20 protein-coding genes and 3 tRNA genes are annotated in these 17,898 nt (G+C 66.6%); 17 read left to right on the forward strand and 6 right to left on the reverse strand.

All coding sequences use genetic code 11. From position 1 onward, the window contains the following. Positions 1-30 precede the first annotated feature (30 nt). From AB1281_RS12905 to AB1281_RS12920, 4 genes are all read left to right on the forward strand, one after another. The gene (locus AB1281_RS12905; RefSeq protein WP_430346099.1) at positions 31-1,086 is read left to right on the forward strand and encodes a sugar phosphate isomerase/epimerase family protein; all 1,056 of its coding nucleotides are present in this window, start codon (positions 31-33) and stop codon (positions 1,084-1,086) included. A 21-nt stretch (positions 1,087-1,107) separates the two neighbouring features. Further along, positions 1,108-2,001 (forward strand): alpha/beta fold hydrolase, encoded by an 894-nt coding sequence (locus AB1281_RS12910; protein ID WP_430346100.1) that lies wholly within the window; start codon positions 1,108-1,110, stop codon positions 1,999-2,001. Then, positions 1,991-2,917 (forward strand): alpha/beta hydrolase, encoded by a 927-nt coding sequence (locus AB1281_RS12915; RefSeq protein ID WP_430346101.1) that lies wholly within the window; start codon positions 1,991-1,993, stop codon positions 2,915-2,917. The genes AB1281_RS12910 and AB1281_RS12915 overlap by 11 nt, the downstream gene beginning before the upstream one ends. A gap of 94 nt (positions 2,918-3,011) precedes the next feature. Continuing rightward, positions 3,012-3,087, forward strand: a tRNA-Ala gene (locus AB1281_RS12920). A gap of 61 nt (positions 3,088-3,148) precedes the next feature. Here the strand turns inward: AB1281_RS12920 and AB1281_RS12925 are convergent. Then, entirely contained in the window at positions 3,149-3,322 is a 174-nt protein-coding gene (locus AB1281_RS12925) for a hypothetical protein (protein ID WP_430346102.1), read from the reverse strand. 159 nt (positions 3,323-3,481) lie between these two features. Between AB1281_RS12925 and AB1281_RS12930 the strand changes: the two genes are divergently transcribed. Next, positions 3,482-3,967: a hypothetical protein gene (locus tag AB1281_RS12930; RefSeq protein ID WP_430347002.1), complete on the forward strand. Its 486-nt coding sequence runs from the start codon at positions 3,482-3,484 to the stop codon at positions 3,965-3,967. A 6-nt stretch (positions 3,968-3,973) separates the two neighbouring features. On the opposite strand, the gene AB1281_RS12935 is transcribed toward AB1281_RS12930, so the two are convergent. Then, complete coding sequence (locus AB1281_RS12935) at positions 3,974-4,735, reverse strand: SDR family oxidoreductase (protein WP_164116763.1); 762 nt, start codon at positions 4,733-4,735, stop codon at positions 3,974-3,976. Positions 4,736-4,867: 132 nt separating this feature from the next. Between AB1281_RS12935 and AB1281_RS12940 the strand changes: the two genes are divergently transcribed. After that, the gene (locus AB1281_RS12940; protein WP_430346103.1) at positions 4,868-5,710 is read left to right on the forward strand and encodes a bifunctional transcriptional activator/DNA repair enzyme AdaA; all 843 of its coding nucleotides are present in this window, start codon (positions 4,868-4,870) and stop codon (positions 5,708-5,710) included. 37 nt (positions 5,711-5,747) lie between these two features. Here the strand turns inward: AB1281_RS12940 and AB1281_RS12945 are convergent, their stop codons facing one another. After that, complete coding sequence (locus AB1281_RS12945; RefSeq protein ID WP_430346104.1) at positions 5,748-6,773, reverse strand: NADP-dependent oxidoreductase; 1,026 nt, start codon at positions 6,771-6,773, stop codon at positions 5,748-5,750. Between the two features lie 334 nt (positions 6,774-7,107). Here AB1281_RS12945 and AB1281_RS12950 point away from each other — a divergent pair. From AB1281_RS12950 to dxs, 7 genes are all read left to right on the forward strand, one after another. Beyond that, positions 7,108-7,183, forward strand: a tRNA-Phe gene (locus AB1281_RS12950). Positions 7,184-7,255: 72 nt separating this feature from the next. Then, positions 7,256-7,331, forward strand: a tRNA-Phe gene (locus AB1281_RS12955). Between the two features lie 141 nt (positions 7,332-7,472). Then, positions 7,473-8,024, forward strand: a complete 552-nt coding sequence (locus AB1281_RS12960; RefSeq protein ID WP_075677181.1) for a lipocalin family protein — start codon at positions 7,473-7,475, stop codon at positions 8,022-8,024. 164 nt (positions 8,025-8,188) lie between these two features. Next, a complete protein-coding gene (locus AB1281_RS12965; protein ID WP_164116757.1) occupies positions 8,189-8,665 on the forward strand; it encodes an LEA type 2 family protein in 477 nt (158 codons plus the stop codon). A 64-nt stretch (positions 8,666-8,729) separates the two neighbouring features. Continuing rightward, complete coding sequence (locus tag AB1281_RS12970) at positions 8,730-10,520, forward strand: acyl-CoA dehydrogenase C-terminal domain-containing protein (protein ID WP_164138836.1); 1,791 nt, start codon at positions 8,730-8,732, stop codon at positions 10,518-10,520. A gap of 464 nt (positions 10,521-10,984) precedes the next feature. After that, on the forward strand, positions 10,985-11,650 hold the full coding sequence (locus AB1281_RS12975; protein WP_032956174.1) for an HNH endonuclease: 666 nt from the start codon (positions 10,985-10,987) through the stop codon (positions 11,648-11,650). A 105-nt stretch (positions 11,651-11,755) separates the two neighbouring features. Next, positions 11,756-13,663 (forward strand): 1-deoxy-D-xylulose-5-phosphate synthase, encoded by a 1,908-nt coding sequence (gene dxs / locus AB1281_RS12980; protein WP_430346105.1) that lies wholly within the window; start codon positions 11,756-11,758, stop codon positions 13,661-13,663. Between the two features lie 139 nt (positions 13,664-13,802). On the opposite strand, the gene AB1281_RS12985 is transcribed toward dxs, so the two are convergent. The 3 genes from AB1281_RS12985 to AB1281_RS12995 all read right to left on the reverse strand — a co-directional run bounded on the left by AB1281_RS12985 (position 13,803) and on the right by AB1281_RS12995 (position 15,543). Continuing rightward, on the reverse strand, positions 13,803-14,006 hold the full coding sequence (locus AB1281_RS12985) for a hypothetical protein (RefSeq protein ID WP_005417823.1): 204 nt from the start codon (positions 14,004-14,006) through the stop codon (positions 13,803-13,805). A 174-nt stretch (positions 14,007-14,180) separates the two neighbouring features. Continuing rightward, entirely contained in the window at positions 14,181-14,744 is a 564-nt protein-coding gene (locus AB1281_RS12990; RefSeq protein ID WP_032956176.1) for a DUF3011 domain-containing protein, read from the reverse strand. A 127-nt stretch (positions 14,745-14,871) separates the two neighbouring features. Then, on the reverse strand, positions 14,872-15,543 hold the full coding sequence (locus tag AB1281_RS12995) for a response regulator (RefSeq protein ID WP_430346106.1): 672 nt from the start codon (positions 15,541-15,543) through the stop codon (positions 14,872-14,874). 250 nt (positions 15,544-15,793) lie between these two features. Between AB1281_RS12995 and AB1281_RS13000 the strand changes: the two genes are divergently transcribed. The 4 genes from AB1281_RS13000 to AB1281_RS13015 all read left to right on the forward strand — a co-directional run bounded on the left by AB1281_RS13000 (position 15,794) and on the right by AB1281_RS13015 (position 17,839). After that, complete coding sequence (locus tag AB1281_RS13000) at positions 15,794-16,501, forward strand: hypothetical protein (RefSeq protein ID WP_430346107.1); 708 nt, start codon at positions 15,794-15,796, stop codon at positions 16,499-16,501. Continuing rightward, positions 16,498-17,049 (forward strand): GTP-binding protein, encoded by a 552-nt coding sequence (locus AB1281_RS13005; RefSeq protein WP_430346108.1) that lies wholly within the window; start codon positions 16,498-16,500, stop codon positions 17,047-17,049. The genes AB1281_RS13000 and AB1281_RS13005 overlap by 4 nt, the downstream gene beginning before the upstream one ends. Further along, positions 17,042-17,413 (forward strand): roadblock/LC7 domain-containing protein, encoded by a 372-nt coding sequence (locus AB1281_RS13010; protein WP_430346109.1) that lies wholly within the window; start codon positions 17,042-17,044, stop codon positions 17,411-17,413. The genes AB1281_RS13005 and AB1281_RS13010 overlap by 8 nt, the downstream gene beginning before the upstream one ends. 63 nt (positions 17,414-17,476) lie before the next feature. Then, positions 17,477-17,839 (forward strand): hypothetical protein, encoded by a 363-nt coding sequence (locus AB1281_RS13015; RefSeq protein ID WP_014037914.1) that lies wholly within the window; start codon positions 17,477-17,479, stop codon positions 17,837-17,839. Positions 17,840-17,898: the final 59 nt, after the last annotated feature.

Raw genomic sequence — 17,898 nt, forward strand, 5'->3', positions numbered from 1 at the left:
TTGTCGACCGACAAACAATTGGAGCAACACATGCAGACCCTCAAGGGCCCCAGCCTGCACCTCGCGCAGTTCGCCGGCGACCAGGCGCCGTTCGACAGCCTCGCCGGCATTGCCGCGTGGGCCGCCGGCCATGGCTTCAAGGCCCTGCAGATTCCCGCATGGGATGCACGCCTGTTCGACCTGGCCACCGCCGCCGACAGCCAGGACTACTGCGATGACATCCGCGGCACACTGGCCGAGCACGGCCTGCAGGTCAGCGAACTGACCACCCACATCCTCGGCCAGCTGGTGGCCGTGCATCCGGCCTACGACGAACTCTGCGATGGCTTCGCCCCGGAAGCACTGCGCGGCAACCCGAAGGCCCGCAGCGAATGGGCGCAGCAGCAGCTGCACCTGGCCGCCCGCGCGTCACGCCGTCTCGGCCTGCACGACATGGGCACCTTCTCCGGCTCGTTCGCGTGGCCTTACCTGTTCCCGTTCCCGCAGCGTCCGCCAGGCCTGATCGACGCGGCCTTCGATGAACTGGCACGACGCTGGCGGCCGATCCTCGATACCTGCGAGGACAACGGCATCAACCTCTGCTACGAGATCCATCCCAGCGAAGACCTGCACGATGGCACCAGCTTCGAGCGCTTCTTCGAGCGCGTCGGCCAGCACGAACGATGCCGCATCCTGTTCGATCCCAGCCACTTCGTGCTGCAGCAGCTGGACTACCTGGAGTACCTGGACATCTACCATCCGCTGATCCGCATGTTCCACGTCAAGGACGCGGAGTTCCGCCCCAGCGGCCGCCAGGGCATCTATGGCGGGTATGCCGACTGGACCGAGCGCGCCGGCCGCTTCCGCTCGCTGGGCGACGGCCAGGTCGACTTCAAGTCGATCTTCTCCAAGCTGGCCCAGTACGACTACGCGGGCTGGGCGACGCTGGAATGGGAGTGCTGCCTGAAGGACCAGGAAGCCGGCGCGCGCGAAGGTGCCGCGTTCATCCGCGACCACATCATCCCGGTCACCGACAAGATTTTCGACGACTTCGCCGGTGCTCCCATCAGCACCGCACAGATGCAGCAGATGCTCGGCATCGCCTGAGCCCCAACGGAGCATTCCCCCATGACCACTTCCCTTTCCGCTGGCGCTGCCGGCGACGCTTCGCTGCGCCACCACTACCTGCGCATCGATGGCCAGCGCGTGCATTGCGTGTCCGCGGGCCACGGTGAACCGGTGCTGCTGATTCCCGGCTGGCCGCAGACCTGGTACGCCTGGCGCCACGTGCTGCACGCGCTGGCCGAGGCCGGCTTCGAAGCGATTGCCGTGGATCCACCAGGCATCGGCGAATCCGATCGCCCCGCCCACGGCTACGACACCGGCAGTGCCGCCGCCGTGCTGCACCAGACCATGCTGGCGCTGGGCCACGACCGCTACCAGGTGGTCGGGCATGACATCGGCATGTGGATCGCCTATGCACTGGCCAGCGACCAACCGCAGGCCGTGCGCCAGCTGGCCGTCACCGAAGCGGTGATTCCCGGCCTGGCGCCGGAACCCGGCATCTTTGCTGCACCGGCCGACAACATCTTCCTCTGGCACTTCATGTTCAACCAGGTGGCCGACCTGCCCGAGGCGCTCATCACCGGTCGCGAGCGCGCCTACCTGGAATTCATGTTTGATCGCTGGTCGTACCGGCGCGATGCGGTGGCGGCCGATACCTACATCGCCGCCTACAGCCGCCCCGGTGCGCTGAGGGCGGGCTTCGCCTGGTACCGTGCGATTCCGGAAACGATCCGCCAGAACAAGCTGCGCGCGCAGCGCCGGCTGCCGATGCCGGTGCTGGCGATCGGCGCCGAGCACGCCACCGGCGATGCGCCGATGCTGACCCTGCAGCCGCATGCCGATGATGTCCGCGGCAGCATCGTGCCGGGTTGCGGCCACTTCATCATGGAAGAAGCGCCGCAGGCGTTCCTTGCACAGCTGCTGCCGTTCCTGCAGGAGGCACGCCATGCAGCTTGAACCTGCGCTGCAGCAGTTCGTCGACGCCGTCGCGGCCCATCCGCTGCCGGAGGACCTGCGCGAACTGCGGGCGATCAGCGAGGGCGCGCTGCCACAGTTGCAGGGTGCGCCACAGGCGGTTGCGCATGTGATCGAGCACACGGTGATCGCACGCGACGGGCATGCGCTGGTCGTCCGTCTTTACACACCGGAAGGATTGCCCGACGAACGAGCGCCGGCCCTGCTGTTCGCCCACGGTGGCGGCTGGTTCCAGTGCTCGCTGGCGGTCTACGACGGTCCCTGCCGTGCGCTGGCCAATGCCAGCGGCTGCGTGATTGTCGCCGTGGGCTACCGGCTGGCGCCGGAACACCCGTTCCCGGTTCCACTGCATGACGTCGCCGACGCCTGGCGGTGGTTGCAGGCCAATGCAGATCGCCTCGGCCTGGACCCACAGCGCCTGGCAATCGGTGGCGACAGCGCCGGTGGCAATCTCGCCGCCGCCTGCTGCCTGCTGCTGCGCGAACGGGGCCTGCCGCAACCGCGCCACCAGCTGCTGCTGTACCCGGCATTGGATGCCGGCATGGGCAGCGATTCCTACCGCGACTACGCCACTGGCTACTATCTCAGCGCCGAACTGATGCTGCGCTGCTGGCAGGCCTATCTGGGTGGTCGGGATCAGCCGCCGGCACTGGCCTCGCCCGCCCACGCCACCAACCTGCAGGGGCTGGCGCCAGCCTCCGTGCTCAGCTGCGAACACGATCCGCTGCGCGACGAGGCCGAACGGTACGCGCATCGCCTGCAGGCGGCGGGCATCGACTGCACGCTGGAGCGGCTGTCCGGAATGATCCACGCCTGCATCCACCTGCAGGGAGTGGCGGCTTCCACCGGCATGGCGGTTCAGCGCGCGGGCGCCCTGCTGCGCCAGGCCCTGGCCTGAACCGGCTGGGGACGGCGGCAGATGCATGCCTGCCGCCGTCCCGGCGCGGCGCTTGGCAAGCCCGGCAGGCAGCGCTACACTGAAACCCTGCCGTGGGGCCATAGCTCAGCTGGGAGAGCGCGTCGTTCGCAATGACGAGGTCAGGAGTTCGATCCTCCTTGGCTCCACCACTATTCAGAAGAACCCGTAGATCTCCGCGATCTGCGGGTTTTTTCTTTTCCGGGTTCCGCCTCAGGCCGGCTCCTCGCCGCCGTCCTTGCGCTGCGGGCTGCGCGAGTGCGCATCACGCACCTGTTGATCGCGCTGGCCTGGCCGCTGCCTGGCCACGTCGTCCTGCTTCCTGTCCTGGCGGCTTTCCTGCACACCCTGCTTCGGATCGCCGTGGTCGTTGTCTCGCTTACTCATTGAACACTCCTTCGCCGGTGGAGTCCGGCGCTGACGCCACGCTAGAACGCAACGGGTAAGCCGCAGGTCAGTCCGGCGCGAACACGGTGTGCAGCCAGCGGCTTGCAGCCATCGACGAGGTACATCCAGAACCCGATGCAAACCGCATATCGGTACGCCATGCCCTCAACGTCCAAGCGCCTCGCGTCATTCGTGCCGATGAACTTCAATCCGACCGACGGCAGCATCCAGCTCGGCAACCTGCCGACGCTGATCGGCCCCACCCTGTCTCGGGATGAAGCGCGTGTCGCCTTTGCCGCGCTGGTGCGTGACGAGCGCGATGTCGGCACCGGCTACCACTGGCTGAGCCTGCACCGGCTCAGCTTGGGCGGTGCGCCCGCTGGCATCAGCCTGTGCTTCCACGGGCAACGGCTCGACATGGTGACGATGAGCGTCGATCTGCCCGGTGCAACACTGGAAGACGGCTGGCCGACCCAGGCAGCAATCGATGCCGAAGTCGCTTTCATGCGCCGCACCTTGGCTACGGCACTCGGGCGCAAACTGGCCGGCGGCCACGCCCGCTTCGGCTGGGGCGAGGCCTGGGCCCGGTTCGACCCGAAAGGCTTCATGGCCAGCAGCGGCATCCGCTACTCCCCACGCACGTGACCCCACTCAGGTACGGGTGATCGACACCCCACCCTCCACGCGCATCGCGCTGCCGGTAACGAAACTGCTTTCATCGCTGGCCAGGAACAACGCCGCATTGGCGATCTCCTCCGGCTCGGCGAGGCGCTTGAGCGCATGCAGCGAGCGCACGAAGTCGCGGGCATCGCCGGTCGGTGCCGCTTGCCGGCCCATCTCGGTATCGGTACCACCGGGCAGCAGCACGTTGCTGCGCACGCCACGCGCCCCGTACTCGGCGGCGATCACCTGGCTCAGGCCGATCAGCCCGGCCTTGCTCGACGCATAGGCCGCCATGCCCGGGAATCCCACGGTATGGCCGACGAAGGTGCCGACGAACACCAGTGAGCCGCCGCCACGTGCCAGCAATGCCGGCAGCTGCGCGCGTGAAGCATGGAAGGCGGCGTCCAGATTGGTGGCCATCACTTCGCGCCAGGCGTCCACCGGGAACTCCGCCGCCGGTACACCGGGGCCGAGCATGCCGGCGTTGTTGAGCGCGATGTCCAGGCCACCGAAGGACTGCTGGGCCAGATCGACCAGCGCCTGCGCCGTGCCCGGGGCGGCCACGTCGGCAGCATGCACCACCACTTCGCCACCGGCGGCGCGAATCTGCTCGGCCAGCGCCTGCAGCGGCTCCAGCCGCCGCGCGTTGAGCACCAGTTTTGCGCCTTCGGCGGCAAAGCGCAGGGCGCTGGCGCGGCCAATGCCGGCGCTGGCACCGGTGATGAGAGCGATCTTGTTGTTCAGGCGCATGGTCGTGGTACCGGTTGTGAAGTGGCCGCCACGATGCCGCGCCTTCGGCCCACCAACACTCCGTTTCCGGGCCTCACAGATGGGTGCAGGAAACGGAGTTTCCGCAGCACCGGCACGTGCCAGAATCCGGCCATGGACAGTACCGCCACCACCGCCCTCGATGCCCGCGTCGAACGCGTCTGCCGCCACCTTCAGACCAGCCTCGACGAACCCTCGCTACAGGAACTGGCCGCGATCGCCGGCTGCAGCCCGACGCGCCTGCATCGCCTGTTCAAGCAGGCGACCGGGCTGACCCCAAAGCAGTACGCCGCCGCGCTGCGCGCCGACCGCCTGCGCACCGGCCTGGAACACCAGGAGCGCATCACCGATGCCTTCCACGATGCTGGCTTCGGTTCCAGCGGGCGCTTCTACGAGAACGCACCGAAGTTGCTGGGCATGACGCCCAAGCAATGGCGCGCAGGTGGCCGCGGCGAAGTCATCCACTTCGCCATCGCTGAAAGCTCGTTGGGCAGCGTGCTGGTGGCCAGCAGCGGTACCGGCGTGGTCGCGATCCTGCTCGGCGATGATCCGGAGACGCTGCTGCAGTCGCTGCAGCAGCGCTTCCGCCAGGCCGAACTGGTTGGCGCCGACAGCGGCTATGAACAACTGGTAGCGCAGGTGGTGGGCCTGGTCGAGGATCCCACGCGGGGCACCACGCTGCCGCTGGACATCCGCGGCACCGCGTTCCAGCAGCGGGTGTGGCAGGCGCTGCAGCAGATCCCGCGCGGGCACACTGCCTCGTATGCCGATATCGCCGCGCGCATCGGCGCGCCCCGATCGAGCCGCGCGGTGGCACGTGCCTGCGCAAGCAATCCTCTGGCAGTGGCCGTGCCCTGCCACCGCGTGGTGCGCCGCGATGGCGACCTGTCCGGCTATGCGTGGGGCGTGGCACGCAAGCGCGAACTGCTGCGCCGGGAAAAGGCCTCGACTGCCTGACGTGGGTGCCGACCTTGGTCGGCACGCCGCCAGGCCCTCAATCCAGCGTCACCACCAGCTTGCCGAAGTTGTGCCCCTTCAGCAGCCCGAAGAACGCCTCCGGCGCCTTCTCCAGCCCCTCCACCACATCCTCGCGGTACTGGATGCGGCCTTCGCGCAGCCATTGCGGCATCTCGCGTTCGAAGTCCGGCCACAGGTGGTTGAAGTCGTGCACGATGAAACCACGCACGGTCAGGCGCTGGCGCAGGATCTGGCTGAACAGTGCCGGCAACCGGTCCGGGCCAGGCTGCTCAACGCCGCGCTCGTTGTAGGTGGCGATGGTGCCGCACACCGGAATGCGGGCGAAGTCGTTGAGCAGCGGCAGCACTGCATCCAGCACGTGCCCGCCCACGTTCTCGAAATACACGTCGATACCCGTGGGCACCGCCGCGCGCAGCTGGGCGGCGAAATCAGCGGCGCGATGATCCAGCGCCACGTCCACGCCCAGCGTCTGCAGATAGGCACGCTTGGCCTCGCCACCGGCGATGGCGACCACGCGCGCGCCCTGCAGCTTGGCCAGTTGGGCCACGGTCGCGCCCACCGGCCCGGTCGCGGCAGCCACCACCAGCGTCTCGCCCGGCTTCAGGCGTGCGATTTCATGCAGGCTGGAATAGGCGGTGAAACCCGGCATGCCATACACCCCCAGCGCCGTACTCAGCGGCAGTCCGGCCGGATCCAGACGACGCCCCAGCGCCTTGGCCGGCAGCACCGCGTGGGTCTGCCAGCCACCCGGCGCCAGCACCAGCTCTCCCACCGTCACACCGTCGGCGTTGGATCGCAGCACTTCGGCCACGGTCTGGCCTTCCATCACCGCCCCTACCGCCACCGGCGCGGCATACGACGGGCCCTCGTCCATGCGTCCACGCATGTACGGGTCCAGCGACAGGTAGCGGTTGCGCAGCAGCACTTCGCCATCCGCCAATGCCGGCAACGCAACCTGCTCCAGGCGGAAGTTGGCTGCACTTGGCGCCCCCTGCGGACGCGACGCAAGCACGATGCGTGAGGTGGTGGAGGGATCGGACATGGCCAGGTCTCTGCTGTTGCCAGCATCAGGAAAGGACTGCCGACACTACGCCGCCGCCATCCCCGATGGCGGCCACGAAAACAGCGTTCCATTGCCCGGACCGGCGCGGGTCCAGCGCAGCCCTTGCCCTTGCAGCTTTGGCGATCGCGGCGATCTGCTGATTTCCACCGCAGACGATGATCGACTGGCCACGCCCCGCCCCACGACGGAGGATCAAGCACTTGCGAGCGCGCAGACGGCAATGTGAAGAAATCTTGGCAAAACGCTTGCCGAAGGCAGCCGACCTCCGTAATATACGCGTCCTTGGCAGCGACCTCGCTGCAACGAAACATGTGGCCGAGTAGCTCAGTTGGTAGAGCAGGGGATTGAAAATCCCCGTGTCGGCGGTTCGATTCCGTCTTCGGCCACCACTTTCGAAGGCCTGCAGAAATGCGGGTCTTTTTTTTCCGGAAACCGCATTCACCGCGGTCGCCACACAATTTGGCCGAGTAGCTCAGTTGGTAGAGCAGGGGATTGAAAATCCCCGTGTCGGCGGTTCGATTCCGTCTTCGGCCACCATCTTCAGAGACCTGCAGAAATGCAGGTCTTTTTTTATTCGCGCTCCGCGCAAGCGGCATCCACCGCCGCCCGGTTGACGAAACATTTACACCGGCATGCGCGGCGGCACCTACGCTCCAGACTCCTGCCTGGAGCCCGCCGATGCCTCTGCGCCCCGCCCTGCTCGCCTGCCTGCTGCTGGCCGCCTCCCCGGTGATCGCCGCCGAACCGGTGCGCGCAGTCGACACGCTGGACATCGACCGCTACGCAGGCCAGTGGCACGAAATCGCGCACCTGCCGGTGTCGTTCCAGAAGCAGTGCGTTGGCGAGATCACCGCTAACTACGGGCTGCGCCGCGACGGCCGCATCAGCGTCACCAATGCCTGCCGCAATGGCGAGGGCGAACGCGTGGTCGCCGAAGGCGTGGCACGCCCGGTGGCCGGACACCCCGGGCAGCTGCAGGTGCGCTTCGTGCCCGACTGGCTGAGCTGGGTCCCCCTGGTCTGGGCCGACTACTGGGTGCTGGCGCTGGACCCGGACTATCAATGGGCGCTGGTTGGTGAACCGGACCGCAAGTACCTATGGATCCTCTCGCGACTGCCGGAAATGGATCGCGCCCGGTTCGAACAGCTGAAAGCCAAGGCCGAGGCCATGGGCTACGACCTCGGCCCGCTGCGGCTGATGGCACCGTTGCGCGATACGCCCGCCGACTGAACCGCCCCGCATCGGGGGCATCCGGCGTGCCCGATCCAGCGTTGCGCACGCCCGGCCGCCATCTTCACGCGCTACCCTCTGCGACGGGTCGCCACAGGCGATCCACAAAACCATACGCCGTAGTATGCTTACCCCAACGCACCCCCTCCAGAGGACTTGCGCCCATGCTCCACCGTTTCCGTACCGCCTTGATCGTCCTGTGCACCCTCGCCCTTGTTGCCTGCAACAACGGCATCGTCAAGCGTGTTTCGGAACCGGCGGCCAGCCTGCAGCAGCTGACCGTGCGCGCCGACGGCAACTGGACCGTGGCCCTGCGCCTGCAGAACTTCAGCTCGATGCCGATGACCTTCGATGACGTCTCGCTGGCGCTGACCGTCGGCGACAACGACGCCGGCACCCTGCAGGTCAAGCCCGGCATCTCCATCGGCGGCACCTCCGCCGACGTCATCAATGTCGACCTCGTGCCCAGCTCGGCCGCGCGCCTGGTGGTGGCCGACGCACTGGCCAGCAACCGCACCCTGGCCTACAGCCTGAAGGGAACGGTGGCGGCCACGCCGCAGGAAAAGAAGCAGCGCAGCTTCGACATCAGCAGCCGCAGCACCCTCAACCAGGCCCCCGGCCTGCCCGGCGTGCTGCGCTGAACCCGCCTTTCGTCGCGGCGCCCGGCGCCGCTCTCCCCTGCCCTGATCAAATCGAGACGTACCGATGAGCAGCTACACCGCCCCGCTTTCCGACCTCCGTTTCGCCCTGCACGACGTGCTCAAGGTCGAACCCCTGTTCGCCCGCCTGGGCTTCACCGACGCCACCGCCGACGTGGTCGATGCCGTGCTGGAAGAAGCCGGCCGCTTCAGCGCCACCGTGCTGGCCCCGCTCAACAGCGTCGGCGACGAGATCGGCTGCGTACTCGACCAGGCCACCGGTGAAGTGACCACCCCGCCCGGTTTCAAGCAGGCCTACGACCAGTTCGTCGATGGCGGCTGGACCGGCCTGACCGCCTCGCCGGAGCTGGGCGGCCAGGGCCTGCCGCACACCCTGGGTGTGCCGCTCAACGAAATGATCAACGCCGCCAACCTGGCGTGGGGCAACTTCCCGCTGCTCTCGCACGGCGCCATCGAAGCGCTGAAGCAGCACGGCGAGGCCTGGCAGCACGAGGCCTTCCTCAAGCCGCTGATCGAGGGCCGCTGGACCGGCACCATGTGCCTGACCGAACCGCACTGCGGCACCGACCTGGGCCTGCTCAAGACCAAGGCCGAGCCGAACGCTGATGGCAGCTACTCGATCACCGGCACCAAGATCTTCATCACCGCCGGCGAGCACGACCTGACCGGCAACATCGTGCACCTGGTGCTGGCCAAGCTGCCCGACGCCCCTCCGGGCGCCAAGGGCATCTCGCTGTTCGTCACCCCGAAGTTCAAGGTCGACCGCGAGGGCAACGTCGGCGAGCGCAACGCACTGCGCTGCGGCTCGATCGAGCACAAGATGGGCATCAAGGGGTCGGTCACCTGCGTGATGAACTTCGATGGTGCGCAGGGCTACCTCGTCGGCCAGCCGCACAAGGGCCTGCAGGCGATGTTCACCATGATGAACACCGCGCGTCTGGGCGTTGGCCTGCAGGGCATCGGCCTGTCCGAGCGCGCCTACCAGAACGCACTGAAGTACAGCCGTGAGCGCCTGCAGTCGCGCGCCCTCAGCGGCGCCAGGTTCCCGGACAAGCCGGCCGACCCGATCCTGGTCCACCCGGATGTGCGCCGCATGCTGCTGACGGTGAAGTCGCTGGTCGAAGGCAGCCGCCTGCTGGCCCTGCACGCGGCCACCCTGATCGACGTCGCCCACCACGCCGAGGATGCCGCCGAGCGCGAGCGCGCCGACACCCTGGTGAGCTTCCTGACCCCGATCTCCAAGGCCTGCCAGACCGAATGGGGCATCGAGAACACCTACAACGCCCTGCAGTGCTTCGGTGGACACGGCTACATCCGCGAACACGGCATGGAGCAGCTGGCCCGCGATGCACGCATCACCACGCTGTATGAAGGCACCACCGGCATCCAGGCGCTGGACCTGATCGGCCGCAAGACCGCGTCCAGCCAGGGCGCCGGCCTGAAGCTGATGCTGGCCGAGATCGAAGCCTTCGCCAAGGCGAACGAGGGCAACGAAGCGCTGGCCGAGTTCATCGGCCCGCTGCGCGCCAAGGCCGCCGAATGGGGCAAGCTGACCCTGGACGTACTGCAGCGCGCGGCCGCCAACCCCGACGAACTGGGTGCGGCCAGCTACGACTACCTGTTCTATTCGGGTTACGTGGTGCTGGCCTACTGGTGGGCCCGCAGCGTCGCCGCCGCCGACGCCAGCGCGCACGGCGCCGCCTTCGCCCAGGGCAAGCGCGAGACCGCACGGTTCTACTTCGCCCGCGTGCTGCCGCGCACGCTCAGCCACGCCGCCGCGATCCAGGCCGGCGCCGCCCCGCTGATGGCCATGGACGACGAGCGCTTCGGCGCCTGAGCCGGGCTGCGCCCGGCACCCGCGGTAGTGCCGGCCGCTGGCCGGCAACCGCAACAGCAACAGCTGCATCCCGATGAATGGCTGGGCGGCGTGGGCTGGCAGGACACGCCGTAAACCCATCCATGGGGGCTCGATGGCGCCATCCATGGCGCCAACGGTCCTGCCACCCCACACCGCCCGGCCTCTGACAGGTTCACTCGGCTGATGGAAGGTGTCGACCTTGGTCGACATGGCAGATCCACGCCACGCGTGGATGGAAACCACCGGGATCTCTCTGGAGAAGAGCCCCCCTTTGTTAAGGGGGGGCGCGCCAACGGCGCAGGGGATAGGAGAAATGCGTGGGCATCCCAACCCGCCGACGGCGGGCTGGGATGCAGAATGCGCGGACCTGAATCGTTGCGTTTTGCGTATCGCCGACAGGCGATACACAAATCGTCAACATTCAGGTATAAGCTGTTCTCCCGATGGAGACAGACACTACACGCTTGGGTCTGATCGAAGCCGGAGCTCCGTTTTCTGCTCCGGGCGCCGAAGCATCGCCCAACGCCACGACGCTGCATCGCCCCGGTTCGGTCCGGCTGCTCTCGCTTGATGCCCACGGACGCGTACTGGACTGGATCACCTGGCAGGACGCGGCGTGCCTCTACGCACGCGAAGCGGTGGCCTGGACGCTCGGCGATCCCTGCCTGCACATCCATGGCGGCACCAACCGCTTCAGCGGCCTGCAGAGCGGCATGGACCTGCACCCGATCATCGCCGCCCGCGGCCATGCCCGTTCCCGCGCGATCGACCCGACACCGAACCTGACCAACCAGGCCCTGTTCGCCCGCGACGCCCATCTGTGCATGTACTGCGGCCAGCAGTTCAGCCGCCCCACGCTTACCCGCGACCACGTCATGCCGCTGTCCAAGGGCGGGCTGGACTGCTGGGAAAACGTGGTCACCGCCTGCTTCCACTGCAATTCGCGCAAGAGCGACCGCACCCCGCAGCAGGCCGGCATGCCCCTGCTGGCAGTGCCCTACCGGCCCAGCTGGATCGAGCACCTGATCCTGTCCAACCGCAACATCCTGGCCGACCAGATGGCCTTCCTGAAGGCGCAATTGCCCAAGCGGTCGAAACTGAGCACCTGAACGCCCGAAAATGCAACCCTCACCGTCCTGTCACGGACGGCGGCGTTTGCTTGCCCCACCCCCGTTTGAGGGCGAAAATGGGCGTTCAGAAAAAGTGCGAACATGATGATCGACTCTGCCCGCTATCCCCGCCTCGCGCGCATCCAGACACCGGATGACCTGCGCACGTTCGACGAACCCGAATTGAGGGCGGTTGCCGACGAACTGCGCGCCTACCTCATCGAATCGGTGGGCAAGAGCGGCGGCCACTTCGCCGCCGGCCTGGGCGTGATCGAACTCACCGTGGCCCTGCACTACCTGTACCAGACGCCGCACGACCAGCTGGTCTGGGACGTCGGCCATCAGACCTACCCGCACAAGATCCTCACCGGCCGCCGCGACGAGATCCACACCGTCAAGCAGAAGGACGGCGTCGCGCCGTTCCCGAAGCGCGAGGAAAGCGAGTACGACACCTTCGGCGTCGGCCACTCCTCGACCTCGATCTCGGCCGCACTCGGCATGGCCATCGCCCGCCAGTCCGAAGGCGACGACCGCAAGGTCGTGGCGGTGATCGGCGACGGCGCGATGACCGCCGGCATGGCGTTCGAAGCACTGATGCATGCCGGCGGCATGGAGCCGGAACCGAACCTGCTGGTGATCCTCAACGACAACAACATGTCGATCTCCGAGGCCGTGGGCGGCCTGACCAAGATGCTGGGACGCGCCACCGGCAGCCGCACGCTCAACGCACTGCGCGAAGGCGGCAAGAAGATCCTCGGTGACAAGAAGAACAACCCCGCGCGCTTCGTAAAGCGCTGGGAAGAACACTGGAAGGGCATGTTCGTGCCCTCCACGATGTTCGAGGAAATGGGCTTCCACTACACCGGCCCGATCGACGGCCACGACATGCCTGCCCTGCTGTCCACGTTGAAGACGCTGCGCGCCTCCAAGGGCCCGAAGCTGCTGCATGTGATGACCACCAAGGGCAAGGGCTACGAGCCGGCCGAAGGCGACCAGATCGGTTACCACGCCGTGGGCCCGTTCGATCCGGACAAAGGCCTGGTGGCCAAGGCCGGGGCCAAGAAGCCGACCTATACCGATGTATTCAGCGACTGGCTGTGCGATGCCGCCGCCGCCGAGCCGCGCCTGTACGGCATCACCCCGGCAATGCGCGAAGGCTCCGGCCTGGTGCGCTTCAGCAAGGAATACCCGCAGCGTTACTTCGACGTGGCGATCGCCGAGCAGCACGCGGTCACCCTCGCCGCCGGCATGGCCACCCAGGGCGGCAAGCCGGTGGTGGCGATCTATTCCACCTTCCTGCAGCGCGCGTACGACCAGCTGGTGCACGACGTGGCGATCCAGGACCTGGACGTGCTGTTTGCGATCGATCGCGCCGGTGTGGTCGGCCCGGACGGTGCGACCCATGCCGGCAACCTCGACCTGAGCTTCCTGCGCTGCGTGCCGAACCTGGTGGTGATGGCACCGTCCAATGAAGCCGAGTGCCGGCAGATGCTCAGCACCGGCCTGCAGCACCCGGGCCCGGCCGCCGTGCGCTACCCGCGTGGCACCGGCACCGGCGTTGCGGCCGGTACCGACCTGTCGACCCTGCCGATCGGAAAGGGCGAGCTGCGCCTGCAGGGCAGCCGCATCGCCCTGCTCGCCTTCGGCAGCACCGTGGCCGCCGCTGAGCAGGTCGGCCGCGAACTGGGCCTGAGCGTGGTCAACATGCGCTTCATCAAGCCACTGGATCGCGAGCTGGTGCTGGCCATGGCCGCCCAGCACGAGGGCCTAGTGACGATCGAAGACAACGTGGTGGCCGGTGGTGCCGGGTCCGGCGTCGGTGAACTGCTCAATGCCGAAGGCGTGCTGCGTCCGATCCTGCACCTGGGGCTGCCCGACAGCTACCAGCACCACGCCAGCCGCGAGGACCTGCTGGCCGAAGCCGGCATCGACGCGGCCGGCATCCGCGCCGCTGTGCTCAAGCGCTGGCCGCAGCTGGCCGCAGGCACCCCGCCGCTCAGCGCGGCAGGCTGAGGCCGATCACCAGCCGGTAGATCCGCACAGAGCCCAATGGGCGCGGACAGAGTCCGCCCCCTTCAGGATCGAAACGCGTAGATCCACGCCATGCGTGGACGGCGGAACTCCGGAGACCTGCCTCGGCAGGCACCCGCGCTCAGCCGTAGCTGACCGCTTCGACGAATGCGCCGCTGGCTTCCACGCGCACGGCCGCACGCTGACCGGTGTCGACAAAGTGCAGGCGGGCCAGGGTTTCGGCGAAGTCATAGGCACGGGCGCCATCGCGGAACTCGATCGGCTCCGGCCGGTCCGGATGCAGCACGCGCCACTGGCGCTGTTCGCATTGCAGGCGGATCAACATGCAGCTCACTCCTTGAGGCAGCGTATCGATGGCGGCGCGATGCGCATGCCGGCTAGGGCACGCGGCACCGCTGGGATTCAGGGCACGCAACGTGCCCTGATCGCAGACGATACGGCGTTCAAAATGTGAGCTGTATCAGATTATTCTGATTTTTACGGGTCAGACCCGTAATGCTCAGTTCACCTGGAACTGCGCCCGGCAGCCATCGCTGACCCAGATGCCACGGCGATCCCAGCCCCAGCTCTGGCCTTCGATGCAGGCGCTGCGCGAGTCCTGGCGGATCAGGCGGACACCCCGGCGGATGCGGGCATCGCAGTACTCCTGGCGATGACCATTGGAATGGCAGGTGACCACATCGCCGCCGCCCCACCCATTGCCATTGCCATTGCCCCAGCCGCCGCCATTGCCGCCCCAGCCACCACCGCGGCGGTACTCACCCACGAATTCGGCACGGCACCCCTGTGTGACCCAGACGCCATTGCGCGACTGGCCCCAGGTTTCGCCTTCCACACAGGGCGAACCGGACAGCTGGCGAATCAACCGCGCACGGCCGTCCAGGCGGCACTCATTGCTGCGGTTCTTGACCGACTCGCAGCGCACGATGCCACTGCCATCGCGGCCACCATAGCGGTCGTCGTCATAGCCGTAGCCATAGCTCTGCGCCTGAGCGCCACCGGCAGCCGCCAGCATCGGCAACAGGGTGCAGGCCAGGGTGCGCCAGGTGAGTGCCTTGCCCATCGAGATCTCCAGATGAATACGATGGCGCAAGCATCCGGGATTCACGGCCCGCCGCACAGAGGGGGGCGCAACGGCAGTTTTTCCCCATTCAAACAACGCAACCGGACCTGACTGGACCGCTGTGAGCTCACGGGCTCCCGTTTGCTGCCCCACTGGCCATGCCACCGGCATTGCCCAGGCGTTCCTCGAACGCATAGGCGAACAACTCGGCATCATTGCTGATGCCCAGCTTCCTCATCGCCGAAATGCGTTGCCGGCTGATGGTACTGACGGTGCGCCGCAGCTGCCCGGCGATCTCTGTGATCGAAGGCCCCGACACATACAGCCGCAGAACTTCCAGCTCCTTGGGCGACAACACCGAAAGCGATCGCTCGCGCCCACCCTCCTGCAGGCAGTGCGCCAACTGGGGGTCCAGGTAGATCCCTCCGCTCAACACGGTATCGACCGCCTTGCGGGTGCCATCCACGCAACTGCACTTCCACACCAGTCCGCGCACACCGGTACGCATGGCCATGTTCAAGGTGGTGGCATTGGTGACCATCGTGACCAGGATCACCGGCACCTTGGGGTAATTGCGACTCAATGCCTGCAGCATCGCCTGGCCGTCCGAGCGGCCGACATCCGGCATCGAAAAATCAGTCACCACCAGATCCACCGGTTCTTCGGCCAGGATGGCCAGCAGGCTTTCTGCACATCGCGCCTCCGCCACCACGCGATGGCGCCCACCGGCCTCGATCACGATGCGCGTGCCAAGCAGGACCAGTGGATGATCATCCGCAATGGCAATTCGAGTGAGCATGCTGATTACCCGTCAATAGTCACGCCGCAGTGCGCAGTGGAGACGCTAGTAATCATTCCATGTTACGTCAACTTAATAATCGCTCACTGCAATTGATTTCATCGAAGCATAAACATCCGGCCAATTCCATTTGTTGCAGAGAGCATCAAAAACACGAATGGCACTGCAGTTTTCCCAATAGTTTCATTCCAGAAAGCCAGAGGGGCCGCTTACAAAGTGACCTCCGATCACTCGCTGCCCTGGACATCCCATGGTCCGTTTCCGTCGTCAACCGTTTGAGGATCTGCAAGAGCCCTTTGAAGCAGAGCCACTGGCGCCGGCCGCATTGCCAACTGCCGCATTGCCGTTCGTACAGCAGTTGCGCCTGCACCTGGCAAGCGATGGCGCGCTGCCACGGCGTTCGGCCCATGCCGCGATCATTCATGACGGGGCCACCGTGTGCTGGCTGGACGCCAGGAACGACCGGATGATGACCACCGCACCCGCGCCGATCACGCTGACACTGCTGCAGAGACTACTGGGCGACGCAGACCCTCGGCTGAGCCTGGTACCGGTGACACAGGAGGTCTTCGTGCAGCGTGCAACGGTGTGCAGCAATGTTCCGCTGCGTCTGACGCTGTGGAACGTTGCCCTGGTCACGGACGGGCGCGGCGTGCCGATCCCGCCCCTGCAGGACTGCACGAAGTTGCGCCTCCGGCGTTGGCCAGACTTCCGCATCCTGACCCATCGTCCCGATCACTTCCGACTGTGCGCGCTGCTGATCAAGCAGGGCGCGTCCGTGCGGGCATGCTGCGACATCCTCGATCTGCCACGCCAATCCGTGCAGTCGTTCTTCAACGCAGCGTTCCTCACCGCCTATGCCTTTCCCGTCGTGGGCGAGGACGCTCCCGTGCGCCCCTCGCCCGCCGACGGCCTCGTCAATCTGTGGCGACAACTTCGCATCCGCTGGAGTGCATGACCGTGCGTGAGCACAAGATCGTAGTGATGGGCCCACTCGGCGCGGGCAAGTCCACCCTCGTGCAGACCCTGACCCAGGGCACGGCCGTGGTGACGGAAGCCCGCAATACCGACCCTTCCGTGGGCAAGCAATACACCACCGTGGCGATGGACTATGGCGACATCGACCTGCCAGGCGGCGACCGCCTGCGCCTGTACGGATCGCCGGGGCAGGAACGCTTCTCCTACATCTGGCCGATCCTGCTGGCCGGTGCAGAAGGTGCCATCGTCCTGATCGATGGCAGCGCCAGCGTGGGCGCCACGCTGGCCGGGCGGCATCTGAGAGCCATCGCCGAAAGCGCACCGGGCCTGCCCGTGGTCATCGGCTTCACCCGATGCGGCAGCACCGATGATCCGGTACAGCCGCACTGGCAGGACTGGTTGCAGGACCATGCGCCACACCTGCCGGCATTGCCGCTGGACCCACGCGACATGGCACAGGCCGTCATTGCGATGGACCTGCTGATGAGCCAGATCGAATGCAATGCCATGGCGGCCACCCATGAATGACGTCGACCGCACATCGGCACTCGACGCGCTGGTACACGATGTCACCGGCATCCAGGCGCTCGTCGTTGCCAGCACTGATGGTTTCGCCCTGGCCCAGGCCGGCCCGAAGGGCCATGTCGCCGATCGACTGGCCGCGATGACCAGCTCGATGCTCGGCCTGGCCAGTGCGTTGGGTCGCGAACTGCACTTTGGTGAACTCGACACACTCATCCTCGATGCCGCCAACGGCAAGGTACTGATGCTCGCCATTCCAGGGAAGCAACCGCGCCTGTTGATGACGGCGTGCGACCACAGCTGCGTCATCGGCACCGTGCTGTGGCATGCCAAGCAGTGCGTGCGCGCATTGGCCAACACCCCGGACTGATACATGTCCCTCTCAGTACTCAGACGCCTCTTCACCCCCTCACACCCGCAACGGACCACTGAAATGAATATCGCCATCAACAAATGCCTGGACACGCTCATGCAGATCAACGGCGCGCAAGCCGTTGCCCTGGTCGACTTCGAAAGCGGCATGCTGCTGGGTGACGCCGGCTCGGGCGTGGACATGGAACTGGCGGCAGCCGGAAACACCGAGGTGCTGCGCGCCAAGATGAAGACGGCCGAAGCGCTGAACCTCAACGACAACATCGAAGACGTGCTGATCACCCTGGGTCGGGCGTACCACGTGCTGCGCCCGGTGTCGGCCAAGAAGGGCCTGTTCTTCTATGTGGTGCTGGACCGGCAGAAGGCCAATCTTGCCCTCGCCCGGCGCATCGTACTGGACGTGGAAAGTTCGCTGGCGCTGTAACGCGAGGCAACGATAGGCAGGGGATCGGAATGCCGGGGCTGCTCTGGGGAGAGCGGCCC

The organism is Stenotrophomonas sp. NRRL B-14846, from assembly GCF_050473585.1.
GTDB lineage: Bacteria > Pseudomonadota > Gammaproteobacteria > Xanthomonadales > Xanthomonadaceae > Stenotrophomonas.

Excerpts from the sequence above, each read along its gene's own strand:
- AB1281_RS12905 (WP_430346099.1), top strand. The coding sequence starts at position 31 with ATGCAGACCCTCAAGGGCCCCAGCCTGCACCTCGCGCAGTTCGCCGGC.
- AB1281_RS12910 (WP_430346100.1), top strand. The coding sequence starts at position 1,108 with ATGACCACTTCCCTTTCCGCTGGCGCTGCCGGCGACGCTTCGCTGCGC.
- AB1281_RS12915 (WP_430346101.1), top strand. The coding sequence starts at position 1,991 with ATGCAGCTTGAACCTGCGCTGCAGCAGTTCGTCGACGCCGTCGCGGCC.
- AB1281_RS12925 (WP_430346102.1), bottom strand. The coding sequence starts at position 3,322 with ATGAGTAAGCGAGACAACGACCACGGCGATCCGAAGCAGGGTGTGCAG.
- AB1281_RS12930 (WP_430347002.1), top strand. The coding sequence starts at position 3,482 with ATGCCCTCAACGTCCAAGCGCCTCGCGTCATTCGTGCCGATGAACTTC.
- AB1281_RS12935 (WP_164116763.1), bottom strand. The coding sequence starts at position 4,735 with ATGCGCCTGAACAACAAGATCGCTCTCATCACCGGTGCCAGCGCCGGC.
- AB1281_RS12940 (WP_430346103.1), top strand. The coding sequence starts at position 4,868 with ATGGACAGTACCGCCACCACCGCCCTCGATGCCCGCGTCGAACGCGTC.
- AB1281_RS12945 (WP_430346104.1), bottom strand. The coding sequence starts at position 6,773 with ATGTCCGATCCCTCCACCACCTCACGCATCGTGCTTGCGTCGCGTCCG.
- AB1281_RS12960 (WP_075677181.1), top strand. The coding sequence starts at position 7,473 with ATGCCTCTGCGCCCCGCCCTGCTCGCCTGCCTGCTGCTGGCCGCCTCC.
- AB1281_RS12965 (WP_164116757.1), top strand. The coding sequence starts at position 8,189 with ATGCTCCACCGTTTCCGTACCGCCTTGATCGTCCTGTGCACCCTCGCC.
- AB1281_RS12970 (WP_164138836.1), top strand. The coding sequence starts at position 8,730 with ATGAGCAGCTACACCGCCCCGCTTTCCGACCTCCGTTTCGCCCTGCAC.
- AB1281_RS12975 (WP_032956174.1), top strand. The coding sequence starts at position 10,985 with ATGGAGACAGACACTACACGCTTGGGTCTGATCGAAGCCGGAGCTCCG.
- dxs (WP_430346105.1), top strand. The coding sequence starts at position 11,756 with ATGATCGACTCTGCCCGCTATCCCCGCCTCGCGCGCATCCAGACACCG.
- AB1281_RS12985 (WP_005417823.1), bottom strand. The coding sequence starts at position 14,006 with ATGTTGATCCGCCTGCAATGCGAACAGCGCCAGTGGCGCGTGCTGCAT.
- AB1281_RS12990 (WP_032956176.1), bottom strand. The coding sequence starts at position 14,744 with ATGGGCAAGGCACTCACCTGGCGCACCCTGGCCTGCACCCTGTTGCCG.
- AB1281_RS12995 (WP_430346106.1), bottom strand. The coding sequence starts at position 15,543 with ATGCTCACTCGAATTGCCATTGCGGATGATCATCCACTGGTCCTGCTT.
- AB1281_RS13000 (WP_430346107.1), top strand. The coding sequence starts at position 15,794 with ATGGTCCGTTTCCGTCGTCAACCGTTTGAGGATCTGCAAGAGCCCTTT.
- AB1281_RS13005 (WP_430346108.1), top strand. The coding sequence starts at position 16,498 with ATGACCGTGCGTGAGCACAAGATCGTAGTGATGGGCCCACTCGGCGCG.
- AB1281_RS13010 (WP_430346109.1), top strand. The coding sequence starts at position 17,042 with ATGAATGACGTCGACCGCACATCGGCACTCGACGCGCTGGTACACGAT.
- AB1281_RS13015 (WP_014037914.1), top strand. The coding sequence starts at position 17,477 with ATGAATATCGCCATCAACAAATGCCTGGACACGCTCATGCAGATCAAC.